Below are 22,749 nucleotides of genomic sequence, written 5' to 3' on the forward strand. Positions count from 1 at the left end.
TGACATTGCTCTAGCACTAGGAGGGTTAAAGGCATGCGCGGATGCACAATTCAGATAAAGAAATGGGGATCCCTCAGCCATGGAGGGGATTATGTTCAGGACGAACGGTATATCGCGGTGACAGGATGTCAATGAGCGTGTATGCGTCTCGCTCGTTTACTCAACAACACCAAACTACAACAGAGCCAAAATTAATGTTTTGTTAAGAGTTGCAGGAATATTCGTTAAGGTTTATTTATTAAGGTATTACCGATAATTCAGTAATACCTTTAATGGCTTGTTGTTGCCATTTTTCTTCGGGCAACTGACGCCTAATATTGCGCATACTTTTCCAAATTGATTTAAGCGCTATATGATCAGCCAGCCATTTTGGTGTGTTACCCCGACCATCGGCGGTAAAAATATACTCAATATATAGTTCGGTTAGTTTTATTGACGCATCATTACCTTCTGGTCGCTTAGGTGTTATTTTCCAATGGGCATGATGAACTTTTACTTTTAAATAATCTTCTATATTGGTTAGCGCTAGTGGAATTTTTTTATCAGTCGTCATCGCGCTTATATCGGTTATGTTGATTTCAACACTGAGATCATCGTTTTGCCAATAGCTGGAATTGAGTATTAAGATTCTGGGCATAAATGGCCATATTTTTGCTAATTTTATATAAAAGCTATGTTCTTTGGCTGAATATTGCTTAATAATTTCACTTTTACTGGCGTTAACTAACCAATTTGGTGTGTTACTGACATCTTGTAAAAACAGTAAGAAGCCGGCAATGCTTGAATGGACAGTCGCGGTGGCTCTAATTTCGATGAGTTTTTTATCCGTTTTACCTGTGTGGGCAGCTGTACGATAACTAACACTTTGCTCACTAGTCTGTTTCCATGTTTTCCAAGGGTTTTGTGATGCATGGACAAATTGTTGAGCTGGCCACAGAATAAGAGCAGTAAGGAATAGTAATCTTTTCACTTAAATCAACTAGTTGTTAATTGCTTTAACAATATTATTACTGATTTACCGGTAAAGTGCTATGCAGATTTCTTTTAATAGCAGGGTCATCTCTTCAGCAGCAATCGGTTTGCTACTATAGGCAACCTCGAGCCAAATCTCAATTAAAGCATTTTTTATGGCTCAAATTTTTGCTTAGTTTCAATCCTTTCAACAACACTAGTGCCCGGTATAGACTGTGCTGTTAGGGCGGTAAAACTTTTATTGGCAAGGCCAAAGATTTTTTTTTATATTTTTAAAGATAAAAAAGTATTGAGATGCTGTTGAAAATCCTTGTTTTAACAGGGCAAGGCTTTTACAATCAGCACATTAAAAAATAGCTCATAGCTCTTTCTATGTTCAGGACGAACGGAGCTATCTTAAAGTTAGCTAAGCACATGCAGACGTGGCATGGATGTCACTTAATAGAGAATGCAGACGGTACAGGAAGTACCTTATTAGATAATGCAGGAGCAATTATCCTGAGCACATTCTCCTGAGCAAGGTGCTGTTATGTTCAGGATGAACGGTATTAAGCACATGCAGACGTGGCATGGATGTCACTTAATAGAGAATGCAGGATGCACATTCTCCTGAGCATAGGTGCTGTCATGTTCACTATGAACACATATAAGTTATGCTTTTGTCATGGCTTAATCATTTAAATACACTATTAAAATTCAAGCGACGCTTTGTGTGCGCCGCCACTGATAAGGAAACACATGCCGGTAATTACTCTCCCTGATGGTTCAACTCGTTCATTTGATAATAACGTCTCTGTAATGGACGTCGCGCTTGATATCGGCCCAGGTCTTGCTAAAGCGACCATTGCTGGCCGTATCAATGGTGAATTAGTTGATGCGTGTGAATTGATAACAGAAGATGCTTCCTTACAAATTATCACCAGTAAAGATAGCGAAGGTTTAGAAATTATTCGTCACTCTTGTGCACATTTATTAGGGCATGCTATTAAGCAACTATGGCCAGATACGAAAATGGCGATTGGTCCTACTATCGACAATGGTTTTTATTATGATGTCGATTTAGAGCACACCATTACTACAGATGATTTGCTTAAACTTGAAAAACGTATGACTGAACTTGCCCGTACTAATTATCAAGTGGTGAAAAAAGTGGGGTCGTGGCAAACCGCTCGTGATGCTTTTGCTGAGCGCGGCGAGAGTTACAAAATTGAAATTTTAGATGAAAATATCTCTCGAGATGATATGCCTGCTTTGTATCATCATGAAGAATATATTGATATGTGTCGAGGCCCACATGTGCCGAGCATGCGTCATTGTCATCACTTTAAATTAATGAAGCTCGCCGGTGCTTATTGGCGTGGCAATAGCGACAATAAAATGTTGCAACGTGTCTACGGCACAGCATGGGCAGATAAAAAGCAACTTAAAGCCTATATCGTGCGTTTAGCGGAAGCGGAAAAACGTGATCACCGTAAAATTGGTAAAGCCTTAGATTTATTTCATTGGCAAGAAGAAGCGCCGGGTATGGTGTTTTGGCATAATGATGGTTGGGTTATTTATACTGAGTTAGAGAAGTTTATGCGTGAGAAATTACGCGAGTACGATTATGACGAAGTAAAAGCGCCGATGATGATGGACAGAAGTTTGTGGGAAAAGTCTGGTCATTGGGAAAAATATAAAGATAGTATGTTTACCACTACCTCTGAAAAGCGTGAATACGCGATTAAACCAATGAACTGTCCAGGTCATGTACAAATCTTTAACCAAGGTTTAAAATCATACCGCGATTTACCTTTACGTATTGCCGAGTTTGGTTGTTGTCATCGTAATGAGCCTTCAGGCTCGTTACACGGTTTAATGCGCGTACGTGGTTTCACTCAAGATGATGCCCATATTTTCTGTATGGAATCGCAAGTTCAAGACGAAGTGAAAAAATGTATCGAAATGGTTTACGATATTTATGGATCATTTGGCTTTAAAGATATTATTGTTAAATTATCGACACGTCCGGAAAGTCGTATTGGTAGTGATGAAATTTGGGATAAAGCGGAAGCGGGCTTAGCACAAGCATTAACCGACAGTAATATTGACTTTGAATACTTACCTGGTGAAGGTGCTTTTTACGGTCCTAAGATTGAATTTACCTTAATGGATTGTTTAGGACGAGCTTGGCAATGTGGCACTGTGCAACTTGATTTTGCTTTGCCAGAGCGTTTAGGTGCCACTTATGTTGGTGAAGACAACGAAAGATATACTCCGGTGATGATTCATCGAGCCATTTTAGGTTCATTAGAGCGCTTTATTGGTATTTTAATTGAAGAGTATTCGGGTAAATTCCCAACATGGTTATCACCGACTCAAGCCATAATTATGAATATTACCGATAAACAAGGTGATTATTGTAAAGAAATCGTTAAAAAACTGAAAGAAAATGGCTTTAGAGCAAAACAAGACTTGAGAAATGAGAAGATAGGCTTTAAAATCCGCGAACATACTTTGAAGCGTATTCCTTATTTGTTGGTTATTGGTGACAAAGAAATGGAATCCGGCGAAATTTCCGTTCGGACTCGAAGTGGTGAAGATTTAGGAAAAATGTCTGTTGATGATTTTATCGCTAAGTTAGCTGATGAAGTGAAAACGCGTCAGTCATAGTTTAAGCAGCGATAAATTTATAATGGATATTATAAATTTAAAAATAGTCTGCCTTTTTTGTAATTAAGCATTAAGGCAGATATTCAATAAACAGCTAAAAAGAGTTCTTTGGAGGAACATGGCTATTAAAGGTGGACAACGAGGCGGGCGTAAAGAGCCAGCTCATCGTTTAAATGAGTTAATTACAGATATCTCAGGCAATGAAGTTCGTTTAATTAAGTTTGACGGAGAAGCCGGTGGCATCGTTACATTAGATGAAGCAATGGACCAAGCATATGATGCTGGTGTGGATCTGGTTGAAATTAGCCCTACTGCTAAACCACCCGTTTGTCGTGTCATGGATTACGGCAAGTTTATCTATGAAAAAGCTAAAGAGCAGAAAGAACAACGTAAAAATCAGAAACAAATTCAGGTTAAGGAAATTAAATTCCGTCCTGGTACAGATGAAGGCGATTATCAGGTAAAACTACGCAACCTGAAACGCTTTTTAGAAAGTGGCGATAAGGTCAAGGTTACATTACGTTTCCGTGGCCGTGAAATGGCCCACCAAGAGATTGGTTTAGCGCTACTAACTCGTGTTAAAAACGATTTAGCTGAGCTTACTGTGCTCGAGTTCTTCCCGCGTCGTGCGGAAGGGCGTCAAATGGTGATGGTCTTAGCCCCTAAAAATAGATAAAACTTGGTTTGACAAGTAATAGGGGATTTTCGGATTTCCTATTCACCAACTTTATCTTTACGCTGGTAGTAAAGGCTTACAAGTAAAGAGACCGACTTTAGTTAAATAAAGAAAGTTACTTTCGCCCTCGCTACTTAATATTTGGCATATACCCAAAGGGTATAAATGCGGAGTTATTCACATGCCTAAAATGAAAACCAATAAAGGTGCTGCAAAGCGCTTTAAAAAAACAGCCAATGGCTACAAGTTCAAACAAGCTGGCCTTCGTCATATCCTGACTAAGCGTCGTACTAAAGTTAAGCGTCATCTTCGTGCTAAAAGCATGATCGCCGCAGCTGACATTAAGTCAGTTAAAAAACTTTTACGTCACGGTTAATTAGGAGATATAGAAAATGGCTAGAGTAAAACGTGGTGTACAAGCTCGTGCACGTCACAAAAAGGTTCTAAAGCAAGCTAAAGGTTATTACGGAGCACGTAGTCGTGTTTATCGTGTTGCTTTTCAAGCAGTAACTAAAGCAGGTCAATACGCTTACCGCGATCGTCGTCAACGTAAACGTCAATTCCGTCAACTTTGGATCGCTCGTATTAACGCAGCAGCTCGTATAAATGGTTTATCTTACAGCAAATTCATTAATGGTCTTAAAAAGGCTACTATTGAAATTGATCGTAAGATCCTAGCTGATATCGCAGTATACGATAAAGTAGCATTCACTTTCTTAGTTGAAAAAGCGCAAGCTTCTTTAGCTGCTTAAGTATAAGAATGTAAGCTTAACTAAGGGTTAGTTAGGCTTGAAAAAAGGACGCTTTATAGCGTCCTTTTTACTTTTAAGCGATTACGATTTAACTAAAATTATTTGATTGCACCAGCCCGTTAATTATCACTTAAGAGCAGAGTGCGGATTAACGGTATAAGTAGTTTTAGTTAAGTGGTAGTTTTTCTAAAAAGCTGAAAATATTTGTGAATATATAAGAGAATTAATTATGAACCTAGCTGATAAAGTTTTAGCCGTTAATAACGACCTGCCAATCCGGACGGATGCTCCTGTACACAGTGGTAAAGTACGCTCTGTTTATTGGTTAACTGAAGCAGATAGCAAGCGCCTTATTAAAGAGAAAGGCTATGATGTCCCGAGTGATACCGCTTTAGCTATTATGGTGATCAGCGATCGGATTTCAGCTTTTGATTGCATTTGGACGGGTAAAGATGGCATGCGCGGAGTGCCTGGCAAAGGTGCGGCATTGAATGCCATTTCAAATCATTGGTTTAAGTTGTTTAAAGCGCAGGGACTTGCCGATAGTCATATTTTAGATATACCTCATCCTTTTGTCTGGATTGTACAAAAAGCTAAACCGGTTATGATTGAAGCCATTTGTCGTCAGTATATCACCGGCTCTATGTGGCGCAGTTATGTTAAAGGCGAACGTGAATTTTGTGGCATTGAGCTTGCTGATGGCTTAGTAAAAGATAGTAAGCTAACAGAGCTGCTACAAACCCCCTCAACCAAGGGTGTCTTGCAAGGCATACCCGGTGTACCAGCGGTTGATGATGTCAATATAACCCGTAAAAATATCGAAGATAATTTCGCTGCCTTTAATTTTAAATCGGTTGATGATATAGCCTTATATGAAAAATTACTGACCGAAGGTTTTGATGTTATTTCCACGGCGTTAGCTGACATAGACCAGGTCTTTGTCGATACTAAGTTTGAATTTGGTTATGTGAAAGATATTGATGGTAATGATAAACTGATTTATATGGATGAAGTAGGTACACCAGACTCATCACGTATATGGGATGGTGCGCAATACCGTGCGGGTAACGTCGTCGAAAACTCGAAAGAAGGTTTCCGTCAGTGGTTATTGAATCACTTTGCAGATGCAGATATTTTACTCAATAAAGATCGTATGAACGAGCGTTTAGCACTTGCTGCGGATAATGAATTACCAGTAGATGTCTTAATGCACGTTTCTAAAACATATATAGATCTTGCTGAGAAAATTACCGGTGAAAAAATTATCTTATCTGATAACCCCAAAGCAGAAATAATTACAATATTACGTGAACAATATCAATTGATTGATTAGTTTTTTATTTGGAAATTACTTACTCAATACCATAAAACCCAGCTTGTCGCTGGGTTTTTTTATTTACCACTGGGCCAAGTTAAACCAAACTTAGCCAATTCTTTTTGCTTAATATTAGGGTTCTCTAATTTGATTACTCTTGAATTTTTAAATTTACTTAGTGGAAAAGCATATTGGGTTAAGGGATGTTTTTGCATGTAATACTCATACGCGCCGGAATCATAAAGGCGTTGTAAGCCTAAAGTTAATCGGTTGGCTAACTGTTTATTATTGCTTTTGACAAAAAAATGCATGGTAAGCGGGTATTGAATAATTAAGTCTTGATAAAATATAAGGTTTGGAAAGCTGCTTTGAACTAGGTCAAGTTCAGCTTGGCCTTCAAAAATACTTAAGGGTAAATAATCACAACGCTTTAACTCGACCATATGTAACATAGCATCAAAGTAGCCAACACGTGCTACAGCAAGACCAGCATGCTCTAATATATCTGCATCTGGCCAGTGTCGCCCCTGGCAAGCAATTACCTTGCTTAAGTCTTTGACTGAATGATATGCGGAGAACTTATTTTTGTCTTGTTGACGTATTATCATACCGCGCCAACCTAAACCGCCACGGAATAAAGGGAAAGCGACCTTATGAAGGTCAGACTGACGAATATCTGAATTACCAGCCCAGACAACATCGTAAAAAGCACCTAATGCTAATAACTTTAACATTCGCTCTTGCCCAGGGTAAGGGACTGTTTGTAAAACCGCGTAACCATACTCATCTGCGGTTTCAATTAAGGCAAGGCGAAGTAAGCCGACAAAATAATCGTGACTGGCATCATCAGGCTTTTGTTTTCCCGTTGTTGTTACCGTCGTTATGGCAAAACAATGGGCTGAAAAAAGTAACAACAAAATGAGCAAGGCTTTCATTGCTATTCCCTATGAATGGTTGTAGCAATTATAGTGTAGCCTGGAAAATCTTGTTGATTACTTGAATGTAGCTTGCCAAGCTAACCGCTATTTACCACCATTTTTAATGATTTTTCGCGCCATTTCATCAGCAATAATACCGGTAGGTCTATTTTGTGCATCAGCCTTAGCATAAATATCTAATAGGGTATGATAGATTTCTTTAACTTTTAGAGTCGATTTTTTAGCATCGTAATCCTCTTCAAAAGAGACATTAATGATACCACCAGCATTAATTACATAATCGGGTGCGTATAAAATGCCATGCTCTACTAAAGCTTGATCATGGCGCGGCTCGGCTAATTGATTATTTGCACAACCAGCAACAATTACGGCTTTTAAACGACTGATGGTTTTATCATTAATGGTGGCACCTAATGCACAGGGGGCATAGATATCAACATCTTGATCATAAATTTCATCTAAACCTACCACCTCGGCATTAAACTCAGTTGCGGCAATATCTAAAGCCGTTTGATTGATATCCGTGATAACAAGTTTTACCCCAGCATTATGGAGGTGTTCGCATAAAAGATAACCGACACTGCCTAGGCCTTGTACGGCAACTTTGAGGCCAGTTAAGTCATCACGATTAAGTTTATGTTTGACCGATGCTTTGATGCCGAGGAAGGTTCCAAGGGCGGTAAAGGGGGCAGGGTTACCGCTTTTACCTTCAGTGCCGGTGACAAAAGGGGTGACGGTGTTAGCAATAGCGATATCACTTGTGGTGATATTGACATCTTCTGCACTTAAATAACGGCCATTTAAGTTATTTAATGCTGCACCAAAGGCTTTAAATAGCGCTTCGGATTTAAGTGTTTTTGCATCACCAATAATGACCGACTTACCACCACCCATACTTAAGCCTGCTAAAGCATTTTTATAAGTCATGCCTTTAGAGAGTCTTAAAACATCAATGAGAGCTTCTTCATCACTAGCATAGTCCCACATTCTACAGCCGCCGACAGCAGCACCAAGTTTAGTGCTATGGATGGCAATAATTGCCTTTAGTCCACTTGCTTTATCGCTGCAATAAACAACTTGTTCGTGATCGTCAAAATCAGGTAAATCAAATAAAGCCATCTTTTTATCTCCATTTTTTCTTGCTAGAAAAGGCAATTTAAATGTGTTGTAATGTTTTAAGAGAACCATAGCACCTAGAAAATTGCCAAGCTAGTCACGAGTAACATTAAGTATTTACTATTAGGATGCTAGCTGTAAGCGAAAAGCTACAACTGCACATTATTGGTGACATACTTGCCCCCGGCTATAAATCAACAATCCATTATGAATTTGAATAAGTAGAGAGATAAAATGAACGAAGCAGTAAAGATGACAGAAGAGCAACAGCAGCAATGGATAAGAGAGCAATATCAAACAGCCACTAAGTATCTAGCAGAGAAAGGTATTGTCACCAATAGTGTTAAAACGGAAGATAGCCGTTACTTAGTGCCTTTGTTAGCACTGTGGAAATTAACCTCCCTTGAAGGGAAAAGTTACTGGGTCTTATGTGGTGATTTACCAAGCGATCACAGCAGTGCTGAGATTGCCACTAATGCACGTGATGCATTGAGACATTTCTCGCTAAAATGGCAAATGCAGGCAGAAAATCTTTTACAAGCAAAAAGTGAAGAGCAGCATGACTTTGCTCAGTTATTAATTGGCCGCGCGGATGGTTTGTATAAATTGTATGAAGATGAGTCTCTGTGGCAAGCTAAATAGTTATAACTTCAACGAAAAACATTAGTTATTTAGGTAGTATTTGGCTTTTTCTGCATTAGAAATTGCGCATGCCATCCGTTGTTTTGGCATGCCAGCCACCATATAAACGGAGCCAATCGGGTAAAAATCATGTTGAGTAAAGTAATCTACTTTATCTAATGGACTGGAAATAAATACTTCCTTTAGCATGAGTTTATGGGCAATACGGAATAAACCCTGCATAATAAACTTGTCTATTTTTTCATTTCTATAGCCCATAACCACGGCAATACGGCTTATTTCTCCTTGTGGGGAAATACGTCCGGTTGCAATAGGCTCTTGATTTTTATCGTCACATACTAGCATGTGATATGCGGTACGATCACCTTGATCAAATTCAATTTTTTAGGGATGCGTCTTTCACAGACAAAGACTTTTTCACGAATATTTTTAAGTAGCGGAGCAGCTTGTTGCCAATGACTGGCGAGTTTTATTTGTTTTTATGTATTTTTATTTATCAATTAGGTGATTTGAGGCATTACTGAGGGCTTTTAAGCTTTAAGTATGGGGGCTATAAGCAAAAAAGAAGGCATAGTGCCTTCTTTTTAATGTCAGTGCTTAAAAGTAACTTATTTTAGCTCATCAATAAAAGCAACTGCACGGCCAATATAGCTAGCAGGAGTCATTTCACATAACTGCGCTTTGGCATGATCAGGTAGCTCAAGCGTCATAATAAATTCGCGCATAGAGTCACCGTTGACACGTTTACCACGGGTGAGCTCTTTTAATTTTTCGTATGGTTTTTCAATGCCGTAACGACGCATCACTGTTTGTACTGGCTCGGCTAACACTTCCCAGTTATTGTCTAATTCTGCTGCTAGGTTTGCTTCGTTAACTTGTAACTTGCTAATACCTTTTAGGGTTGCGCCGTAAGCGATCATCGCATGGGCAAAACCAACGCCTAGGTTACGTAACACTGTTGAGTCAGTTAGGTCACGTTGCCAACGAGAAATAGGTAATTTCTGTGCTAGGTGAGTGAAAAGTGCATTAGCAATACCTAGGTTACCTTCTGAGTTTTCAAAATCAATCGGGTTAACTTTATGTGGCATGGTTGATGAGCCAATTTCACCGGCAATAGTTCTTTGCTTGAAGTGACCTAGAGCGATGTAACCCCAGATATCACGATCAAAATCGATTAAAATGGTATTAAAACGAGCGATAGCATCAAATAGCTCAGCAATATAGTCATGTGGCTCAATTTGCGTGGTAAACGGGTTGAATGATAAACCTAATGAGGTAACAAATTCATTAGCGTATTCATGCCAGTCAATGTCAGGGTAAGCGCTAAGGTGAGCATTGTAATTACCTACGGCGCCGTTAATTTTACCTAACAACTCCACCTTGGCGATTTGCTCACGTTGACGCTGTAAACGTACATATACGTTAGCCATTTCTTTACCTAGGGTGCTTGGCGAAGCAGGTTGTCCGTGAGTACGACACATCATAGGTATAGTTTTGTATTCAACCGCTAGCCCTTTGATAGCAGCTAGAATTTTGTCCATTTCTGGTAATAATACTTTTTCACGACAGTCATTCAACATTAAACCATGGGATAAGTTGTTGATGTCTTCAGAGGTACAAGCAAAGTGAATAAATTCAGTGACTGCATGCAATTCAGCATTATCAGCAATTTTGTCTTTTAAGAAGTATTCAACCGCTTTAACATCATGATTGGTTATCGCTTCAATTTTTTTAATGCTTAACGCATCTTCTTCACTGAAGTCAGTGATAATGGCATTTAAAGCAGCATTCGCTTCGGTGGAAAATGCTGGAACTTCAGCAATAGCACTTGTTTCAGCAAGCTTTTGTAACCAACGTACTTCTACGGTTACGCGGTATTTAATTAGACCAAATTCACTAAAAATAGGGCGTAATGATTTTACTTTGCTGCCATAACGACCATCTACTGGTGATATTGCACTTAATGCTGAAAGTTCCATAATCTTTTCCTAGGTTATATGTAGGTTATATTAATATGCTCTGTAACTAAGCTGTTAAGTTACAGAGCTAAATAGAGGGTGATTTTTATCAAATTCTGTTGAGTAAGGCTTTAGCGGTATCAACTATTTTTTTACGACTAAATAATATATGACGTCTTTTACCGCCCGTTTGTCGCCATAAGACTGCCGCACGTATGCCGGCTAACAATAACGCTCGAATTTTATATTGATTTACGTTTTGCTTTAAAATACTTGGCTCGCCAGTGACCTGAATTTTATTACCTAAGGGACTAATAATATCACTATAAATACTGGCAAAACTGGCAATTAAGGTCTCGCTTGTTATTGGATAATGGGCAAGCTGTCGCTCAGTTGCATTAATACGTTCACCCAAGGCGTTGAGCTGTTTAGGTTGTTTAGCAAGGCGTCTTTCTAAGTTTATTAAGCTAATGATATAGCGAGTAAACTCAGGGTCTTTTTGTTTGCTAGCACTGCTTGTCTCTTTATCACTGCCTAAATGCTGAATTAACAACTCCAGACCCTTTTTAATATTACTGAGTTTGCCACCGTAAACCGCTAAGGTATTATCGGGGGAGGTTTCTATAATACTTTGCAGTAACACACGGAATTCTTCATCCGTGATATGACCTGATCGTGAGACTTGTTGTACTTGATAAGCAACTTGGCAAATAGCGGCAAAAGTAATGGTTTGATCTTTCATTTTATCTCTTGTTTTTGGCTTGTATTGGCTTAAACGATGTTAATTTTAACGAATGAGGGTATCAATAATACCACCACCTAAACAGACATCACCTTGATAAAATACCACCGATTGCCCAGGGGTAACTGAGCTTTGTTTTTCATTAAAATCAATTTGGTATTCTTGCTTTTCTACACTAATATTTACGTCACTCGTTAAAGGGGTTACCGTACAAGAGACATCTTCTTGGCGATAACGCGTTTTAACGGTACATTGGATACTGTTACTGAGTGCTTTTCTATCAACCCAGTGTAATTGATTTGCTATGACACCTTTAGAAAATAGGCGAGGGTGGTTGTGACCTTGACCAACAATTAAAACATTACGTAATAAATCTTTTTCGACCACGTACCAAGGTGCTTCACCTGCATCAGCTAGACCGCCGATACGTAAGCCTTTTCGTTGCCCCAGGGTATGATACATAAGGCCGTCGTGATGGCCGATAGCCACGCCTTCGGCTGATTCAATAATGCCTGGTTTTGCCGGTAAATATTGACCAAGAAAATCTTTGAATTTACGCTCACCGATAAAACAAATACCCGTGCTATCTTTTTTATTATGGGTAACTAAGCCAGCCTTTTCGGCGATAGCGCGTACTTTCGGTTTTTCAATATGGCCGACCGGAAACAAGGTTTTAGATAATTGCTTTTCGTCTAAAGTGTAAAGAAAGTAACTTTGATCTTTATTACTATCGAGGCCTCGTATCATCTTCCAGCCATTATCACGAAACTCACGTTGCACGTAATGGCCAGTGGCAATATAGTCGGCACCTAAATCTTCACAAGCAAACTCTAAAAAAGCTTTAAACTTTATTTCTTTATTACACATGATATCGGGATTAGGGGTACGTCCGGCTTTATATTCAGCAAGAAAATACTCAAATACATTATCCCAATATTCGGTAGCAAAATTGATGGTGTGTAATTTAATATCTAGTTTGTCACAAATAGCTTGGGCATCTTCTAAGTCTTGAGCAGCAGCACAATACTCATCAGTATCATCTTCTTCCCAGTTTTTCATAAACAAACCTTCTACTTGATAACCTTGCTCTTTAAGCAAGTAAGCAGAGACCGATGAGTCGACACCACCAGACATACCAACAATAACTTTGGTTTGCTCTGGAGGGGTATTATTTGTGGCTGTTAACATATTTGTTTGACCAATAGACTTTAAAAATTAAGCGTACTAACTATCTATAACTAAAAATAAGTGTACTAAAATAAGAGGCGCAAAATTATAACACGCACAACTAACAGGATATAGATTAAAGATTAGATTTTAGTTGTGATAAGGGGATTTTATTACCCGCTAAGTAATCTTCAATGCACTCTAATACCATGGAACTACGCAATTGCAGACCTTTTGCTTTTATTTGCTCAAGGCTAAGCCAATGAGTGGCTATTATTTCGCTATCTTGTGGCTGGCCGGTTAAATATTGATCCAATTCGATGACAAAACAAAAACGTAAAAAATACAGTTGCAGATCTGGTCGATGAAAGTAGTAAATACCACACAGGTATTCGGGCTCTACGCTTAAGCCCGTTTCTTCGAGTACTTCACGTTTAATGGCCGACGTAAGGCTTTCATTTTCCTCTAAGTGCCCAGCAGGCTGATTGAATACTACTTGGTTATTATCTAATTCTTCAACAAATAAGAATTTACCTTTATGGTGGATAATCGCCGCCACCGTGGTATTGGGCTTAAATTGGCTTGAGCCGTGCTCATTGCTCGTTGATATATCGGCGTTACTCTTCAACTTTAAAATCCCCATTGGCTATATTATCTAAAGTCCAATTGCCGATGCGGTATCTAATGAGTCGCAAGGTAGGAAAACCAATGTTTGCCGTCATGCGTCTAACTTGCCTATTACGACCTTCAGTTATGGTGATTTCCAGCCAGGTGGTGGCAATATTGGCGCGTTCCCTTATCGGGGGAATACGTGGCCAAATTTTAGGTGCCAGCATAATGGCCACTTTAGCTGGTTTAGTCATACCATCTTTTAATTCAACACCTTGTCGTAACTTAGCTAAATCATGCTCTGTTGGCGCACCTTCAACTTGCACCCAATAGGTTTTCTCGGTTTTTTTAACCGGATTGGCTATTTGATGCTGTAACTTACCATCATTGGTTAATAACAATAAACCCTCACTGTCCCTATCAAGTCGTCCTGCTGCATATACATTAGGTATAGTGATAAAATCTTTTAAGGTTTGGCGATTATTCTCATCGGTAAATTGGCATAAAACATCAAAGGGTTTATTGAAAAGTACAATTATTCGCTTTTCGCTAAGTGGTCGTACCTGCTGTTGGTTTTTAGCGCTATGTCTTGTATAGCCTTTACTCTGCTTCATTTTTAGACTAAATATCCTTAAAAATATGTGATGGCTCGCCGCTTGGCTATATTAATACGCTTTGAATTACTATACTATGCGCGCGAAAAATAAATTTTAGCTTGAGTGAATTTTAATTAATTTTTAGTGAATCTTTATACGAACACTCGAGCGTTTAGCTAATTAACGTAGGAATCTCAATGAGCACTGATAACTCAAAAATCATTTATACTATTACCGACGAAGCGCCTGCCTTAGCAACGTATTCTTTATTGCCAATCATTCAAGCTTATACCGCTTCTTCAGGCATTAATGTTGAAACACGTGATATCTCATTAGCGGCTCGTATCTTAGCTAACTTTCCAAAATACTTAACTGAAGAGCAACGTGTTGATGATGCATTGGCTGAGTTAGGTGAATTAGCGAAAAAACCAGAAGCAAATATTATCAAATTGCCAAATGTTTCAGCATCTATTCCACAGTTAGAATTGGCTATTAAAGAATTACAAGCAAAAGGTTTCGACTTACCTAATTACCCGGCTGAGCCACAAAATGAAGCGGAAGAGTCTATTAAGTTAACTTACGCTAAAGTATTAGGTTCAGCGGTTAATCCGGTATTACGTGAAGGTAACTCTGATCGTCGTGCTCCGGCTTCTGTTAAGCAATACGTGCGTAATAACCCTCACTCAATGGGCGTTTGGTCTAGCGAGTCAAAATCTCATGTGGCTCATATGAGCTCAGGTGATTTTTATGGCAGTGAAAAGTCAGTAACACTTACTGGTGCAACCGAGGTAAATATTGAATTTGTTGCTCAAAACGGTGAGGTGACTTTATTAAAATCAAAGTTGCCATTACTGGATAAAGAAATTATTGATACTTCAGTGATGAGTAAATCAGCATTGGTCGAATTCTTTGAAACGGAAATAAATAAAGCCAAAGAAGAAGATGTTTTACTTTCATTACATTTAAAAGCAACCATGATGAAAGTTTCAGACCCAATCATGTTTGGCCACGCAGTAAAAGTATTCTATAAAGATGTCTTTGCTAAACATGCGGCTACTTTTGAACAGTTAGGTGTTGACGCTGATAACGGTATTGGTGATGTTTACGCTAAAATCGCCCGTTTACCGGCTGAGCAAAAAGCAGAAATTGAAGCAGACATACAAGCTGTTTATGCTACTCGCCCAGAAATAGCCATGGTTGACTCAGATAAAGGCATTACCAACTTACATGTGCCAAGTGATGTCATTATTGATGCGTCAATGCCGGCAGCAATCCGTGCCTCAGGTATGATGTGGGGACCTGATGGAAAGCAAAAAGACACTAAATTTATGATCCCCGACCGTAACTATGCGGGTGTTTTCTCGGCTGTAGTTGATTTTTGTCGTGAAAATGGTGCTTTCGATCCAACAACAATGGGTACAGTACCTAATGTTGGTTTAATGGCGCAAAAAGCGGAAGAATATGGTTCACACGATAAAACGTTCACCATGTCAGGTACCGGTGTTGTTCGTGTTGTAAATGATAAGGGTGAAACACTGATTGAGCAAGATGTTGCTCAAGGTGATATTTTCAGAATGTGTCAGGTTAAAGATGCCCCTATTCAAGACTGGGTTAAATTAGCGGTAACTCGTGCTAGAGCAACGGGAATTCCGACGGTATTTTGGTTAGATGAAGATCGCGGTCATGATGCACAAATGATCAAAAAAGTTAATACTTATTTAGCTGACCATGATACTAGCGGTTTAGATATCCAAATTCTTGAGCCAGTAAAAGCCTGTCAATATACCCTTGCCCGTATTGCTAAAGGTGAAGATGCAATATCTGTTACCGGTAATGTATTACGTGATTATTTAACGGATTTATTTCCAATTCTTGAGCTTGGTACTAGTGCCAAAATGCTTTCGATTGTGCCATTAATGAATGGTGGTGGTTTATTCGAAACAGGTGCTGGTGGCTCTGCACCTAAACATGTACAACAATTCGTAAAAGAAAACCATTTACGTTGGGACTCTTTAGGTGAATTTTTAGCACTTGCTGCCTCACTAGAGCATGTTGCGGTAACGACGGGTAATGCTAAAGCTCAAATATTAGCGGATACTTTAGATGCAGCCACGGGTAAGTTTTTAGCTACCAACAAATCACCATCACGTAAAGTGGGTGAATTAGATAACCGCGGTAGCCATTTTTACCTTGCCATGTTTTGGGCGCAAGCACTAGCAGAGCAAACAACAGATACTGAGCTTAAAGACAACTTTACTGGTATAGCGCAAGCGCTGACCAAGCAGGAAGAAAAGATTATTGCTGAGTTAAATGCCGTTCAAGGTCCAGCGGTTGATCTCAATGGTTATTATTTTGCGGATACTCAGCTGGTCGAAAAAGCAATGCGTCCTAGTGAGACCTTTAATACTATTTTATCGGCACTGTTATAAAATAGTTAGCAAAATTCAGGGTAAACAAAGAGTTAAGTTGTTTACCAAGCGCACCGAAATAAAAAGCTAAGTAGTAATACTTAGCTTTTTTTTGTTTTTTTTACCGATATTCCTTATTAGACTTTGGTCTAAAGGATATTTATTCATTTTAGTGATAACGAATATAATCCAAAAGTGATTAGTGACTTGAACTTTTTTGATTTAGTTTAGTAGTGCAACATTTTTATTCTTGCTTAATGTGGAGCTAACTTTATGACGAATCTAATCACCATTCCAACCACTGGAGATAAAATAACTTTTATTGACGGTAAGTTAATAGTGCCAAATAATCCGATAATCCCGTTCATCGAAGGCGATGGTATAGGTGTGGATGTGACACCACCTATGTTAAAAGTTGTAAATGCTGCTGTCGCTAAAGCTTACAGTGGCGATAGGAAGATAGTATGGCTGGAAGTCTATGCTGGTGAGAAAGCGACCAAAATGTATGATAGTGAAACGTGGCTGCCAGATGAGACACTTGCCATACTACAGGAATATAAGGTTTCCATAAAAGGACCGCTGACAACACCTGTAGGGGGTGGCATGAGCTCTTTGAATGTCGCCATAAGACAAATGCTTGACCTTTATGTTTGTCAACGTCCAGTACGATGGTTTACCGGTGTGCCAAGCCCGGTAAAAAGACCGGCTGAAGTCGATATGGTTATCTTTAGAGAAAACACTGAAGATATTTATGCCGGTATTGAATTTAAAGCCGGGAGTGATAAGGCTAAAGCCATGATTGATTTTCTGATTAATGAAATGGGCGCTAGTAATATTCGTTTTACTGAAAATTGTGGTATTGGTATAAAGCCAGTATCTAAAGAAGGCACACAACGTCTGGTCAGACAAGCAATTCAATATGCAATTGATAATGATAAAGATTCGGTAACTCTGGTTCATAAAGGTAATATTATGAAGTTTACCGAGGGCGCGTTTAAAGAATGGGGTTATGAACTGGCGCGAGAAGAATTCGGCGCAAGCTTAATCGATGGTGGTCCTTGGTGCACCCTTAAAAACCCTAATACAGGTCGAGATATCATCATTAAAGATGTTATAGCCGATTCTATGTTACAGCAAATATTATTACGACCAGCAGAGTATAGCGTCATTGCTACTTTAAATTTGAATGGTGATTACTTATCAGATGCTCTTGCGGCTCAGGTTGGTGGTATAGGTATTGCTCCTGGGGCAAATTTGGGCGATGAAGTTGCGGTGTTTGAAGCAACTCATGGCACAGCGCCAAAATACGCCGGTAAAAACAAAGTAAACCCTGGCTCAGTGATTCTTTCCGCTGAAATGATGTTAAGACATATGGGCTGGCTTGATGCGGCTGATTTACTCCTTAAAGGGATGTCGGGAGCCATTAAAGCAAAAACAGTAACATACGATTTTGAGCGATTGATGGATGATGCCACTTTAGTTTCTTGTTCAGCATTTGGTGATTGTATTATTGAACATATGTAGCTGAAGGCGGTAAGAGCATAAAAAAACACAGCTAAATAGCTGTGTTTTTTTGTGTTACTTTAGCGCTAAGGTTTTTTATTCTAGTTCGTCTTCAGCTAATTTAATACTAGCTGCGTGGTGACCTTTAGGGCCTTCATTTAGTTCGTAATTGACATCTTGTCCGGCTTTTAATGTTCGATACCCATCCATTTCGATTGTTGAATAGTGCGCGAAAATATCTTCTCCACCACTATCTGGACGAATAAAGCCAAAACCTTTTGCATTATTAAACCATTTAACTGTACCGTGTGCCATACTTCAACTTCCTTATATCCTTTAGTATTTAATTATGTTTAACTTATCGTTGCAGCGTATATCCCCAAAGGGATAGGCAAATGATAAGTTAGTGCATAGACCACAAACTAAGCGACTAAATATTAGTCGCCTATAGAATCGTAGATAAGTTATGGAATTAGTCAAGTTAAAAAGATGTTTTATTACCGTTCTTTAGGCTTAATTCCACAAAAAGTTACAGCAAAAGTGAAAAGTAGAGACTAAGATAAACATATGAGCACTAGGAAAGAGTTATTTGACACCCAAACCATTGTTGAAGAGGCAGTTAAAGAGCAAATAGAAGAACCGGCTAAATACCATGTTTTTTTACTTAATGATGACTATACCCCGATGGACTTTGTTGTAGATGTATTGTGTAATTTTTTTAACAAAACAGCAGAACAAGCAACAGATATTATGTTAACCATTCACAATCAAGGAAAGGGTCTTTGCGGCATATATACTGCAGAGATAGCAGAAACAAAAGTAGAACATGTTGTCCAGTACGCTTTTGAACATCAGCACCCATTAAAGTGTGTGATGAAAAAAGCCTAAAGTAAAAGTTGGAGTAGTTATGCTAAACAAAGACTTAGAAATATCACTTAATTTAGCTTTTCGCCAAGCTAAAGAATCTCGCCACGAATTTATGACAGTAGAACATTTACTGCTGGCCTTATTAGATAACCCCTCAGCGATTGAAGCACTTGGAGCTTGCGGTGCTGATTTGGCTAAACTTCGTAAAAGCTTATTAGACTTTATTGGTGAAACAACGCCAATGATCCCTGTAGGGGAAGAAGAACGTGAAACCCAGCCAACGTTAGGATTTCAACGTGTGCTACAACGAGCTGTTTTTCATGTGCAATCCTCGGGTAAAAATGAAGTCAGTGGCTCGAATGTATTAGTCGCTATTTTCAGCGAACAAGAATCGCAAGCCGCTTATATTTTGAAAAAATCAGATATTAGTCGCCTTGATATTGTTAATTATATCTCTCACGGCATCGCGAAAATTGATGAAAGTTCCACCCAAGCATTCGATGGTGAACCACAAAGTGAAGATGAACCCCGTACTATTGAAAACTTTTCAGTTAACCTTAACGAAGAAGCTCGAAAAGGCAATATAGACCCTTTAATCGGTCGTGATGAGGAGCTTGAACGTACCTTACAAGTATTGAGTCGAAGGCGAAAAAACAACCCTCTTTTAGTTGGTGAAGCAGGTGTTGGTAAAACCGCCATTGCTGAAGGTTTAGCCAATATGATTGTCAATAAACAGGTGCCTGAGTTTTTAGCCGATGCGACCATTTACTCTCTTGATATGGGCGCTTTATTAGCGGGTACTAAATACCGTGGCGACTTCGAGAAACGCTTTAAATCTTTATTGAAAGAACTTGAAGCAGAAAAAAATGCGGTACTGTTTATTGATGAAATCCATACTATTATAGGTGCGGGAGCAGCCTCTGGTGGCATGATGGATGCCTCTAACCTGCTCAAACCGCTACTTTCTGCTGGTAAGGTTCGCTGTTTAGGCTCTACTACTTATCAAGAATATCAAAGTATTTTTGAAAAAGATCGCGCATTAGCTCGTCGCTTCCAAAAAATTGATATTAGCGAGCCTAGCGTTGCCGATACCACTAAAATACTGCACGGCCTTAAAGAGAAGTATGAAAACCATCATGGTATTCGTTATACCAATAAAGCGTTACAGGCTGCTGCGGAACTATCTGCTAAATATATTAACGAAAGATTTTTGCCAGACAAGGCCATTGATGTCATTGATGAAGCGGGAGCCAAGCAGCAACTTGTTCCAGCTAATAAGCGGAAAAAAGTCATTGATAATACTGATATTGAAAGCATTGTCGCTAAAATGGCTAGAATTCCTGAAAAATCAGTATCACTCGCTGAAAAGGATAGTCTTAAAAATCTTGATCGTGACTTAAAGCTGGTTGTTTTTGGTCAAGACCAAGCTATTAGTGAGCTTTCATCCGTTATTCGTTTATCTCGAGCTGGCCTAGGCAGTGAAGAAAAGCCCGTTGGCTCTTTCCTCTTTGCCGGTCCTACTGGAGTGGGGAAGACGGAAGTAACTCAACAATTAGCTAAAATTTTAGGCGTTGAATTGCTGCGTTTTGATATGTCGGAATATATGGAGAAACATGCCGTTAGCCGCCTTATCGGAGCACCTCCTGGGTACGTTGGTTATGAACAAGGTGGTCTACTTACCGATGCTGTGTTAAAACATCCATATGCCGTGGTCTTGTTAGATGAGATTGAAAAAGCACATGAAGATGTATACAACATTTTACTACAAGTCATGGACCATGGCACTTTAACGGATAATAATGGTCGAAAAGCTGACTTTAGAAATATTATTTTAGTGTTAACAACCAATGCCGGCGTACAAGAGACAGTGCGTCAATCCATTGGCTTTAAACAACAAGACCACAGTCTTGATGGCTTAAGTGAAATTAATAAGATATTTTCACCTGAGTTTAGAAATCGCTTAGATAATATTGTTTGGTTTAATCATTTAGATCACATTGTAATTCAGCAAGTGGTTGATAAATTCATTGTTGAATTACAAGTACAACTGGATGACAAAGGTGTTTCACTTGAATTGAGTAAAGAAGCGAGGCAGTGGTTAGCTGATAATGGCTACGACAAAACTATGGGTGCTAGACCTATGGCTCGCCTGATTCAAGAGCATTTGAAAAAGACATTGGCTAATGAGTTACTCTTTGGTGAGTTAACACAGGGTGGCGTAGCCAAAGTTGATGTTAAAAAAGATAAGCTGGTGTTTAACTACGAAAGTAAAAAGGAATTGATTACCGTAAAAGAATAATTCACAGTAATTAATCTAGAGCCCTACAAGGAAACTTAGTAGGGCTTTTTTATGCGAGTCTATTGTACGTCTGTAGCTAATACCAAGTACATTAATTAGGCTCTGTTGTAGAACACTGTTGTCTATAATGTAACACACTGATTTAAAGAAATGTGTTGCTGATGTGATAAGAGCGAGCTTCACCAGCATGACGGTATATGGATATACCCTTATTAGACAGTGCAGACGTCACATGGATGTGACTTATGAGATAATGCAGGAGCTATTATCCTGAGCACACTGTCCTGATGCTTGTGTAGAGCCCCATGGAGGCTGACGAACGGTATATCGCGGTGGCAGACGTTACATGGATGTCACTTATTAGACAATGCAGACGGTACAGGACGTACCTTATAAGATAATGCAGGAGCAATTATCCTGAGCATATTGTCCTGATGTCAATGAGCGTGTATGCGTCTCGCTCGTTTACTCAACAACACCAAACTACCACAGAGCCATTAATTAAGTGAGCTATTTTATACGTAGGAAAAATGGCAAAATACCAGGTATTTGTCGATTGAGACATATGCCTGGTAATAAAAACCGCTAACGGTAGCTTGTTAGTTAAATCTAGCGGCCAACGCCCGATTTAAGTGGCTTGACCGTAACACATGCCCTTTATTGTCGTTGATAGTAGTCCATTACTTTACCATCGGTGCTATTAGCTCATACGTCTGTTATATCAGTGCAATAGTTTTCTCTAGACGAAAAAAACCTGCAAAAACAGGTTTTTCCATATGCTAATGTGGCAGCCATATTTTTGGCTGACCTTGGCTAGAGCCAGTGAATGCCATCGTGCTAGCAAGTAAGCGATAGGGGGAATATATTCTTACCAGTTTATACCATCGGTTCAATAGGCTTTCTACAGGCGAAAAAAAACCTACGTAAAGTAGGTTTCTTTTGTTCTTATGTGGCTCCCCAAACTGGGCTCGAACCAGTGACACATGGATTAACAGTCCATCGCTCTACCAACTGAGCTATTGGGGAATAAACTTTTTAACTTCTGTTTATCAATGAAGTTGAAACTTGTTTCTAAGTTAGACTTAGAAAACCAATTAACGATACTTGGTTATTATCGCTAATTGTAAATGTGGCTCCCCAAACTGGGCTCGAACCAGTGACACATGGATTAACAGTCCATCGCTCTACCAACTGAGCTATTGGGGAATAAACTTTTTAACTTCTGTTTATCAATGAAGTTGAAACTTGTTTCTAAGTTAGACTTAGAAAACCAATTAACGATACTTGGTTATTATCGCTAATTGTAAATGTGGCTCCCCAAACTGGGCTCGAACCAGTGACACATGGATTAACAGTCCATCGCTCTACCAACTGAGCTATTGGGGAATCTCGCGTTAACCTCAGTGGCTAACGGGGCGGAATATTAAAGACCTGTGGCCTAAGTGTCAACACAAAAACAATAAAAATCTAAAAATATATTTGTTTGTTGAAAATGTACTCAGAAGTGTGGCTTTTACAACAGTTTCAGGGTGTTTTT

Annotated in this window: 20 protein-coding genes and 3 tRNA genes; 10 read left to right on the forward strand and 13 right to left on the reverse strand. The window is 39.1% G+C overall.

The features are described 5' to 3' along the window. Nucleotides 1–238: 238 nt before the first annotated feature. Nucleotides 239–970 carry an SRPBCC family protein gene (locus MTCD1_RS12885; RefSeq protein ID WP_057180757.1) on the reverse strand — a complete coding sequence of 244 codons (732 nt, stop codon included), beginning with the start codon at nucleotides 968–970 and terminating at the stop codon, nucleotides 239–241. 740 nt (nucleotides 971–1,710) lie between these two features. Here MTCD1_RS12885 and thrS point away from each other — a divergent pair. From thrS to MTCD1_RS12910, 5 genes are all read left to right on the forward strand, one after another. Then, nucleotides 1,711–3,624, forward strand: coding sequence for a threonine--tRNA ligase (gene thrS, locus MTCD1_RS12890; RefSeq protein WP_057180758.1), 1,914 nt, complete (start codon nucleotides 1,711–1,713; stop codon nucleotides 3,622–3,624). 118 nt (nucleotides 3,625–3,742) lie between these two features. Beyond that, nucleotides 3,743–4,300, forward strand: a complete 558-nt coding sequence (infC, locus tag MTCD1_RS12895; RefSeq protein WP_057180759.1) for a translation initiation factor IF-3 — start codon at nucleotides 3,743–3,745, stop codon at nucleotides 4,298–4,300. A 181-nt stretch (nucleotides 4,301–4,481) separates the two neighbouring features. Then, nucleotides 4,482–4,676, forward strand: coding sequence for a 50S ribosomal protein L35 (gene rpmI / locus MTCD1_RS12900; protein ID WP_019029135.1), 195 nt, complete (start codon nucleotides 4,482–4,484; stop codon nucleotides 4,674–4,676). Nucleotides 4,677–4,692: 16 nt separating this feature from the next. Continuing rightward, nucleotides 4,693–5,052 (forward strand): 50S ribosomal protein L20, encoded by a 360-nt coding sequence (gene rplT, locus MTCD1_RS12905; protein WP_057180760.1) that lies wholly within the window; start codon nucleotides 4,693–4,695, stop codon nucleotides 5,050–5,052. A 229-nt stretch (nucleotides 5,053–5,281) separates the two neighbouring features. Next, entirely contained in the window at nucleotides 5,282–6,385 is a 1,104-nt protein-coding gene (locus tag MTCD1_RS12910; protein WP_057180761.1) for a phosphoribosylaminoimidazolesuccinocarboxamide synthase, read from the forward strand. A gap of 59 nt (nucleotides 6,386–6,444) precedes the next feature. On the opposite strand, the gene MTCD1_RS12915 is transcribed toward MTCD1_RS12910, so the two are convergent. Together MTCD1_RS12915 and MTCD1_RS12920 are read right to left on the reverse strand one after the other, a co-directional pair. Continuing rightward, entirely contained in the window at nucleotides 6,445–7,302 is an 858-nt protein-coding gene (locus MTCD1_RS12915) for a transporter substrate-binding domain-containing protein (RefSeq protein WP_057180762.1), read from the reverse strand. Between the two features lie 87 nt (nucleotides 7,303–7,389). After that, nucleotides 7,390–8,424, reverse strand: a complete 1,035-nt coding sequence (locus MTCD1_RS12920) for a Leu/Phe/Val dehydrogenase (RefSeq protein ID WP_057180763.1) — start codon at nucleotides 8,422–8,424, stop codon at nucleotides 7,390–7,392. Nucleotides 8,425–8,655: 231 nt separating this feature from the next. Here MTCD1_RS12920 and MTCD1_RS12925 point away from each other — a divergent pair, with 231 nt between their 5' ends. Beyond that, complete coding sequence (locus tag MTCD1_RS12925; RefSeq protein WP_057180764.1) at nucleotides 8,656–9,063, forward strand: DUF4826 family protein; 408 nt, start codon at nucleotides 8,656–8,658, stop codon at nucleotides 9,061–9,063. Between the two features lie 21 nt (nucleotides 9,064–9,084). Here MTCD1_RS12925 and MTCD1_RS12930 read toward each other — a convergent pair whose 3' ends face one another. The 6 genes from MTCD1_RS12930 to MTCD1_RS12955 form a co-directional block, all read right to left on the reverse strand. Beyond that, nucleotides 9,085–9,408: a GNAT family N-acetyltransferase gene (locus MTCD1_RS12930; protein ID WP_057180765.1), complete on the reverse strand. Its 324-nt coding sequence runs from the start codon at nucleotides 9,406–9,408 to the stop codon at nucleotides 9,085–9,087. 263 nt (nucleotides 9,409–9,671) lie between these two features. Continuing rightward, on the reverse strand, nucleotides 9,672–11,042 hold the full coding sequence (purB, locus tag MTCD1_RS12935; RefSeq protein ID WP_057180766.1) for an adenylosuccinate lyase: 1,371 nt from the start codon (nucleotides 11,040–11,042) through the stop codon (nucleotides 9,672–9,674). 88 nt (nucleotides 11,043–11,130) lie between these two features. Continuing rightward, nucleotides 11,131–11,763 (reverse strand): high frequency lysogenization protein HflD, encoded by a 633-nt coding sequence (gene hflD, locus MTCD1_RS12940; RefSeq protein WP_057180767.1) that lies wholly within the window; start codon nucleotides 11,761–11,763, stop codon nucleotides 11,131–11,133. Between the two features lie 45 nt (nucleotides 11,764–11,808). Continuing rightward, on the reverse strand, nucleotides 11,809–12,951 hold the full coding sequence (gene mnmA / locus MTCD1_RS12945; RefSeq protein WP_057180768.1) for a tRNA 2-thiouridine(34) synthase MnmA: 1,143 nt from the start codon (nucleotides 12,949–12,951) through the stop codon (nucleotides 11,809–11,811). 115 nt (nucleotides 12,952–13,066) lie between these two features. Next, nucleotides 13,067–13,558, reverse strand: a complete 492-nt coding sequence (locus MTCD1_RS12950) for an NUDIX hydrolase (protein ID WP_231733000.1) — start codon at nucleotides 13,556–13,558, stop codon at nucleotides 13,067–13,069. Further along, a complete protein-coding gene (locus MTCD1_RS12955) occupies nucleotides 13,548–14,153 on the reverse strand; it encodes a pseudouridine synthase (protein ID WP_057180770.1) in 606 nt (201 codons plus the stop codon). Before MTCD1_RS12955 ends, MTCD1_RS12950 begins: the two co-directional genes overlap by 11 nt. A gap of 179 nt (nucleotides 14,154–14,332) precedes the next feature. Here MTCD1_RS12955 and MTCD1_RS12960 point away from each other — a divergent pair, with 179 nt between their 5' ends. After that, the gene (locus MTCD1_RS12960; RefSeq protein WP_057180771.1) at nucleotides 14,333–16,564 is read left to right on the forward strand and encodes an NADP-dependent isocitrate dehydrogenase; all 2,232 of its coding nucleotides are present in this window, start codon (nucleotides 14,333–14,335) and stop codon (nucleotides 16,562–16,564) included. A gap of 252 nt (nucleotides 16,565–16,816) precedes the next feature. After that, nucleotides 16,817–18,067, forward strand: a complete 1,251-nt coding sequence (gene icd / locus MTCD1_RS12965) for an NADP-dependent isocitrate dehydrogenase (RefSeq protein WP_057180772.1) — start codon at nucleotides 16,817–16,819, stop codon at nucleotides 18,065–18,067. Between the two features lie 75 nt (nucleotides 18,068–18,142). Here icd and cspD read toward each other — a convergent pair whose 3' ends face one another. Further along, complete coding sequence (cspD, locus tag MTCD1_RS12970) at nucleotides 18,143–18,361, reverse strand: cold shock domain-containing protein CspD (protein ID WP_057180773.1); 219 nt, start codon at nucleotides 18,359–18,361, stop codon at nucleotides 18,143–18,145. A gap of 252 nt (nucleotides 18,362–18,613) precedes the next feature. Here cspD and clpS point away from each other — a divergent pair, with 252 nt between their 5' ends. Both clpS and clpA read left to right on the forward strand, forming a co-directional pair. Continuing rightward, nucleotides 18,614–18,934, forward strand: a complete 321-nt coding sequence (clpS, locus tag MTCD1_RS12975) for an ATP-dependent Clp protease adapter ClpS (RefSeq protein WP_057180774.1) — start codon at nucleotides 18,614–18,616, stop codon at nucleotides 18,932–18,934. A gap of 19 nt (nucleotides 18,935–18,953) precedes the next feature. Continuing rightward, nucleotides 18,954–21,212, forward strand: coding sequence for an ATP-dependent Clp protease ATP-binding subunit ClpA (gene clpA, locus MTCD1_RS12980; protein ID WP_057180775.1), 2,259 nt, complete (start codon nucleotides 18,954–18,956; stop codon nucleotides 21,210–21,212). Nucleotides 21,213–22,162: 950 nt separating this feature from the next. On the opposite strand, the gene MTCD1_RS12985 is transcribed toward clpA, so the two are convergent. The 3 genes from MTCD1_RS12985 to MTCD1_RS12995 all read right to left on the reverse strand — a co-directional run bounded on the left by MTCD1_RS12985 (nucleotide 22,163) and on the right by MTCD1_RS12995 (nucleotide 22,598). Then, a tRNA-Asn gene (locus MTCD1_RS12985) sits at nucleotides 22,163–22,238 on the reverse strand. 104 nt (nucleotides 22,239–22,342) lie between these two features. After that, nucleotides 22,343–22,418: transfer RNA gene (locus tag MTCD1_RS12990), tRNA-Asn, on the reverse strand. A 104-nt stretch (nucleotides 22,419–22,522) separates the two neighbouring features. Beyond that, a tRNA-Asn gene (locus MTCD1_RS12995) sits at nucleotides 22,523–22,598 on the reverse strand. Between the last annotated feature and the right edge of the window lie 151 nt (nucleotides 22,599–22,749).

Source organism: Colwellia marinimaniae (genome assembly GCF_002207865.1).
In the GTDB taxonomy this organism is placed as follows: Bacteria; Pseudomonadota; Gammaproteobacteria; order Enterobacterales; family Alteromonadaceae; genus Colwellia; species Colwellia marinimaniae.

What these genes read in the sequence shown, in the direction of transcription:
- thrS (WP_057180758.1), top strand. Translation starts at nt 1,711, where the DNA reads ATGCCGGTAATTACTCTCCCTGATGGTTCAACTCGTTCATTTGATAAT.
- infC (WP_057180759.1), top strand. Translation starts at nt 3,743, where the DNA reads ATGGCTATTAAAGGTGGACAACGAGGCGGGCGTAAAGAGCCAGCTCAT.
- rpmI (WP_019029135.1), top strand. Translation starts at nt 4,482, where the DNA reads ATGCCTAAAATGAAAACCAATAAAGGTGCTGCAAAGCGCTTTAAAAAA.
- rplT (WP_057180760.1), top strand. Translation starts at nt 4,693, where the DNA reads ATGGCTAGAGTAAAACGTGGTGTACAAGCTCGTGCACGTCACAAAAAG.
- MTCD1_RS12910 (WP_057180761.1), top strand. Translation starts at nt 5,282, where the DNA reads ATGAACCTAGCTGATAAAGTTTTAGCCGTTAATAACGACCTGCCAATC.
- MTCD1_RS12915 (WP_057180762.1), bottom strand. Translation starts at nt 7,302, where the DNA reads ATGAAAGCCTTGCTCATTTTGTTGTTACTTTTTTCAGCCCATTGTTTT.
- MTCD1_RS12920 (WP_057180763.1), bottom strand. Translation starts at nt 8,424, where the DNA reads ATGGCTTTATTTGATTTACCTGATTTTGACGATCACGAACAAGTTGTT.
- MTCD1_RS12925 (WP_057180764.1), top strand. Translation starts at nt 8,656, where the DNA reads ATGAACGAAGCAGTAAAGATGACAGAAGAGCAACAGCAGCAATGGATA.
- MTCD1_RS12930 (WP_057180765.1), bottom strand. Translation starts at nt 9,408, where the DNA reads ATGCTAGTATGTGACGATAAAAATCAAGAGCCTATTGCAACCGGACGT.
- purB (WP_057180766.1), bottom strand. Translation starts at nt 11,042, where the DNA reads ATGGAACTTTCAGCATTAAGTGCAATATCACCAGTAGATGGTCGTTAT.
- hflD (WP_057180767.1), bottom strand. Translation starts at nt 11,763, where the DNA reads ATGAAAGATCAAACCATTACTTTTGCCGCTATTTGCCAAGTTGCTTAT.
- mnmA (WP_057180768.1), bottom strand. Translation starts at nt 12,951, where the DNA reads ATGTTAACAGCCACAAATAATACCCCTCCAGAGCAAACCAAAGTTATT.
- MTCD1_RS12955 (WP_057180770.1), bottom strand. Translation starts at nt 14,153, where the DNA reads ATGAAGCAGAGTAAAGGCTATACAAGACATAGCGCTAAAAACCAACAG.
- MTCD1_RS12960 (WP_057180771.1), top strand. Translation starts at nt 14,333, where the DNA reads ATGAGCACTGATAACTCAAAAATCATTTATACTATTACCGACGAAGCG.
- icd (WP_057180772.1), top strand. Translation starts at nt 16,817, where the DNA reads ATGACGAATCTAATCACCATTCCAACCACTGGAGATAAAATAACTTTT.
- cspD (WP_057180773.1), bottom strand. Translation starts at nt 18,361, where the DNA reads ATGGCACACGGTACAGTTAAATGGTTTAATAATGCAAAAGGTTTTGGC.
- clpS (WP_057180774.1), top strand. Translation starts at nt 18,614, where the DNA reads ATGAGCACTAGGAAAGAGTTATTTGACACCCAAACCATTGTTGAAGAG.
- clpA (WP_057180775.1), top strand. Translation starts at nt 18,954, where the DNA reads ATGCTAAACAAAGACTTAGAAATATCACTTAATTTAGCTTTTCGCCAA.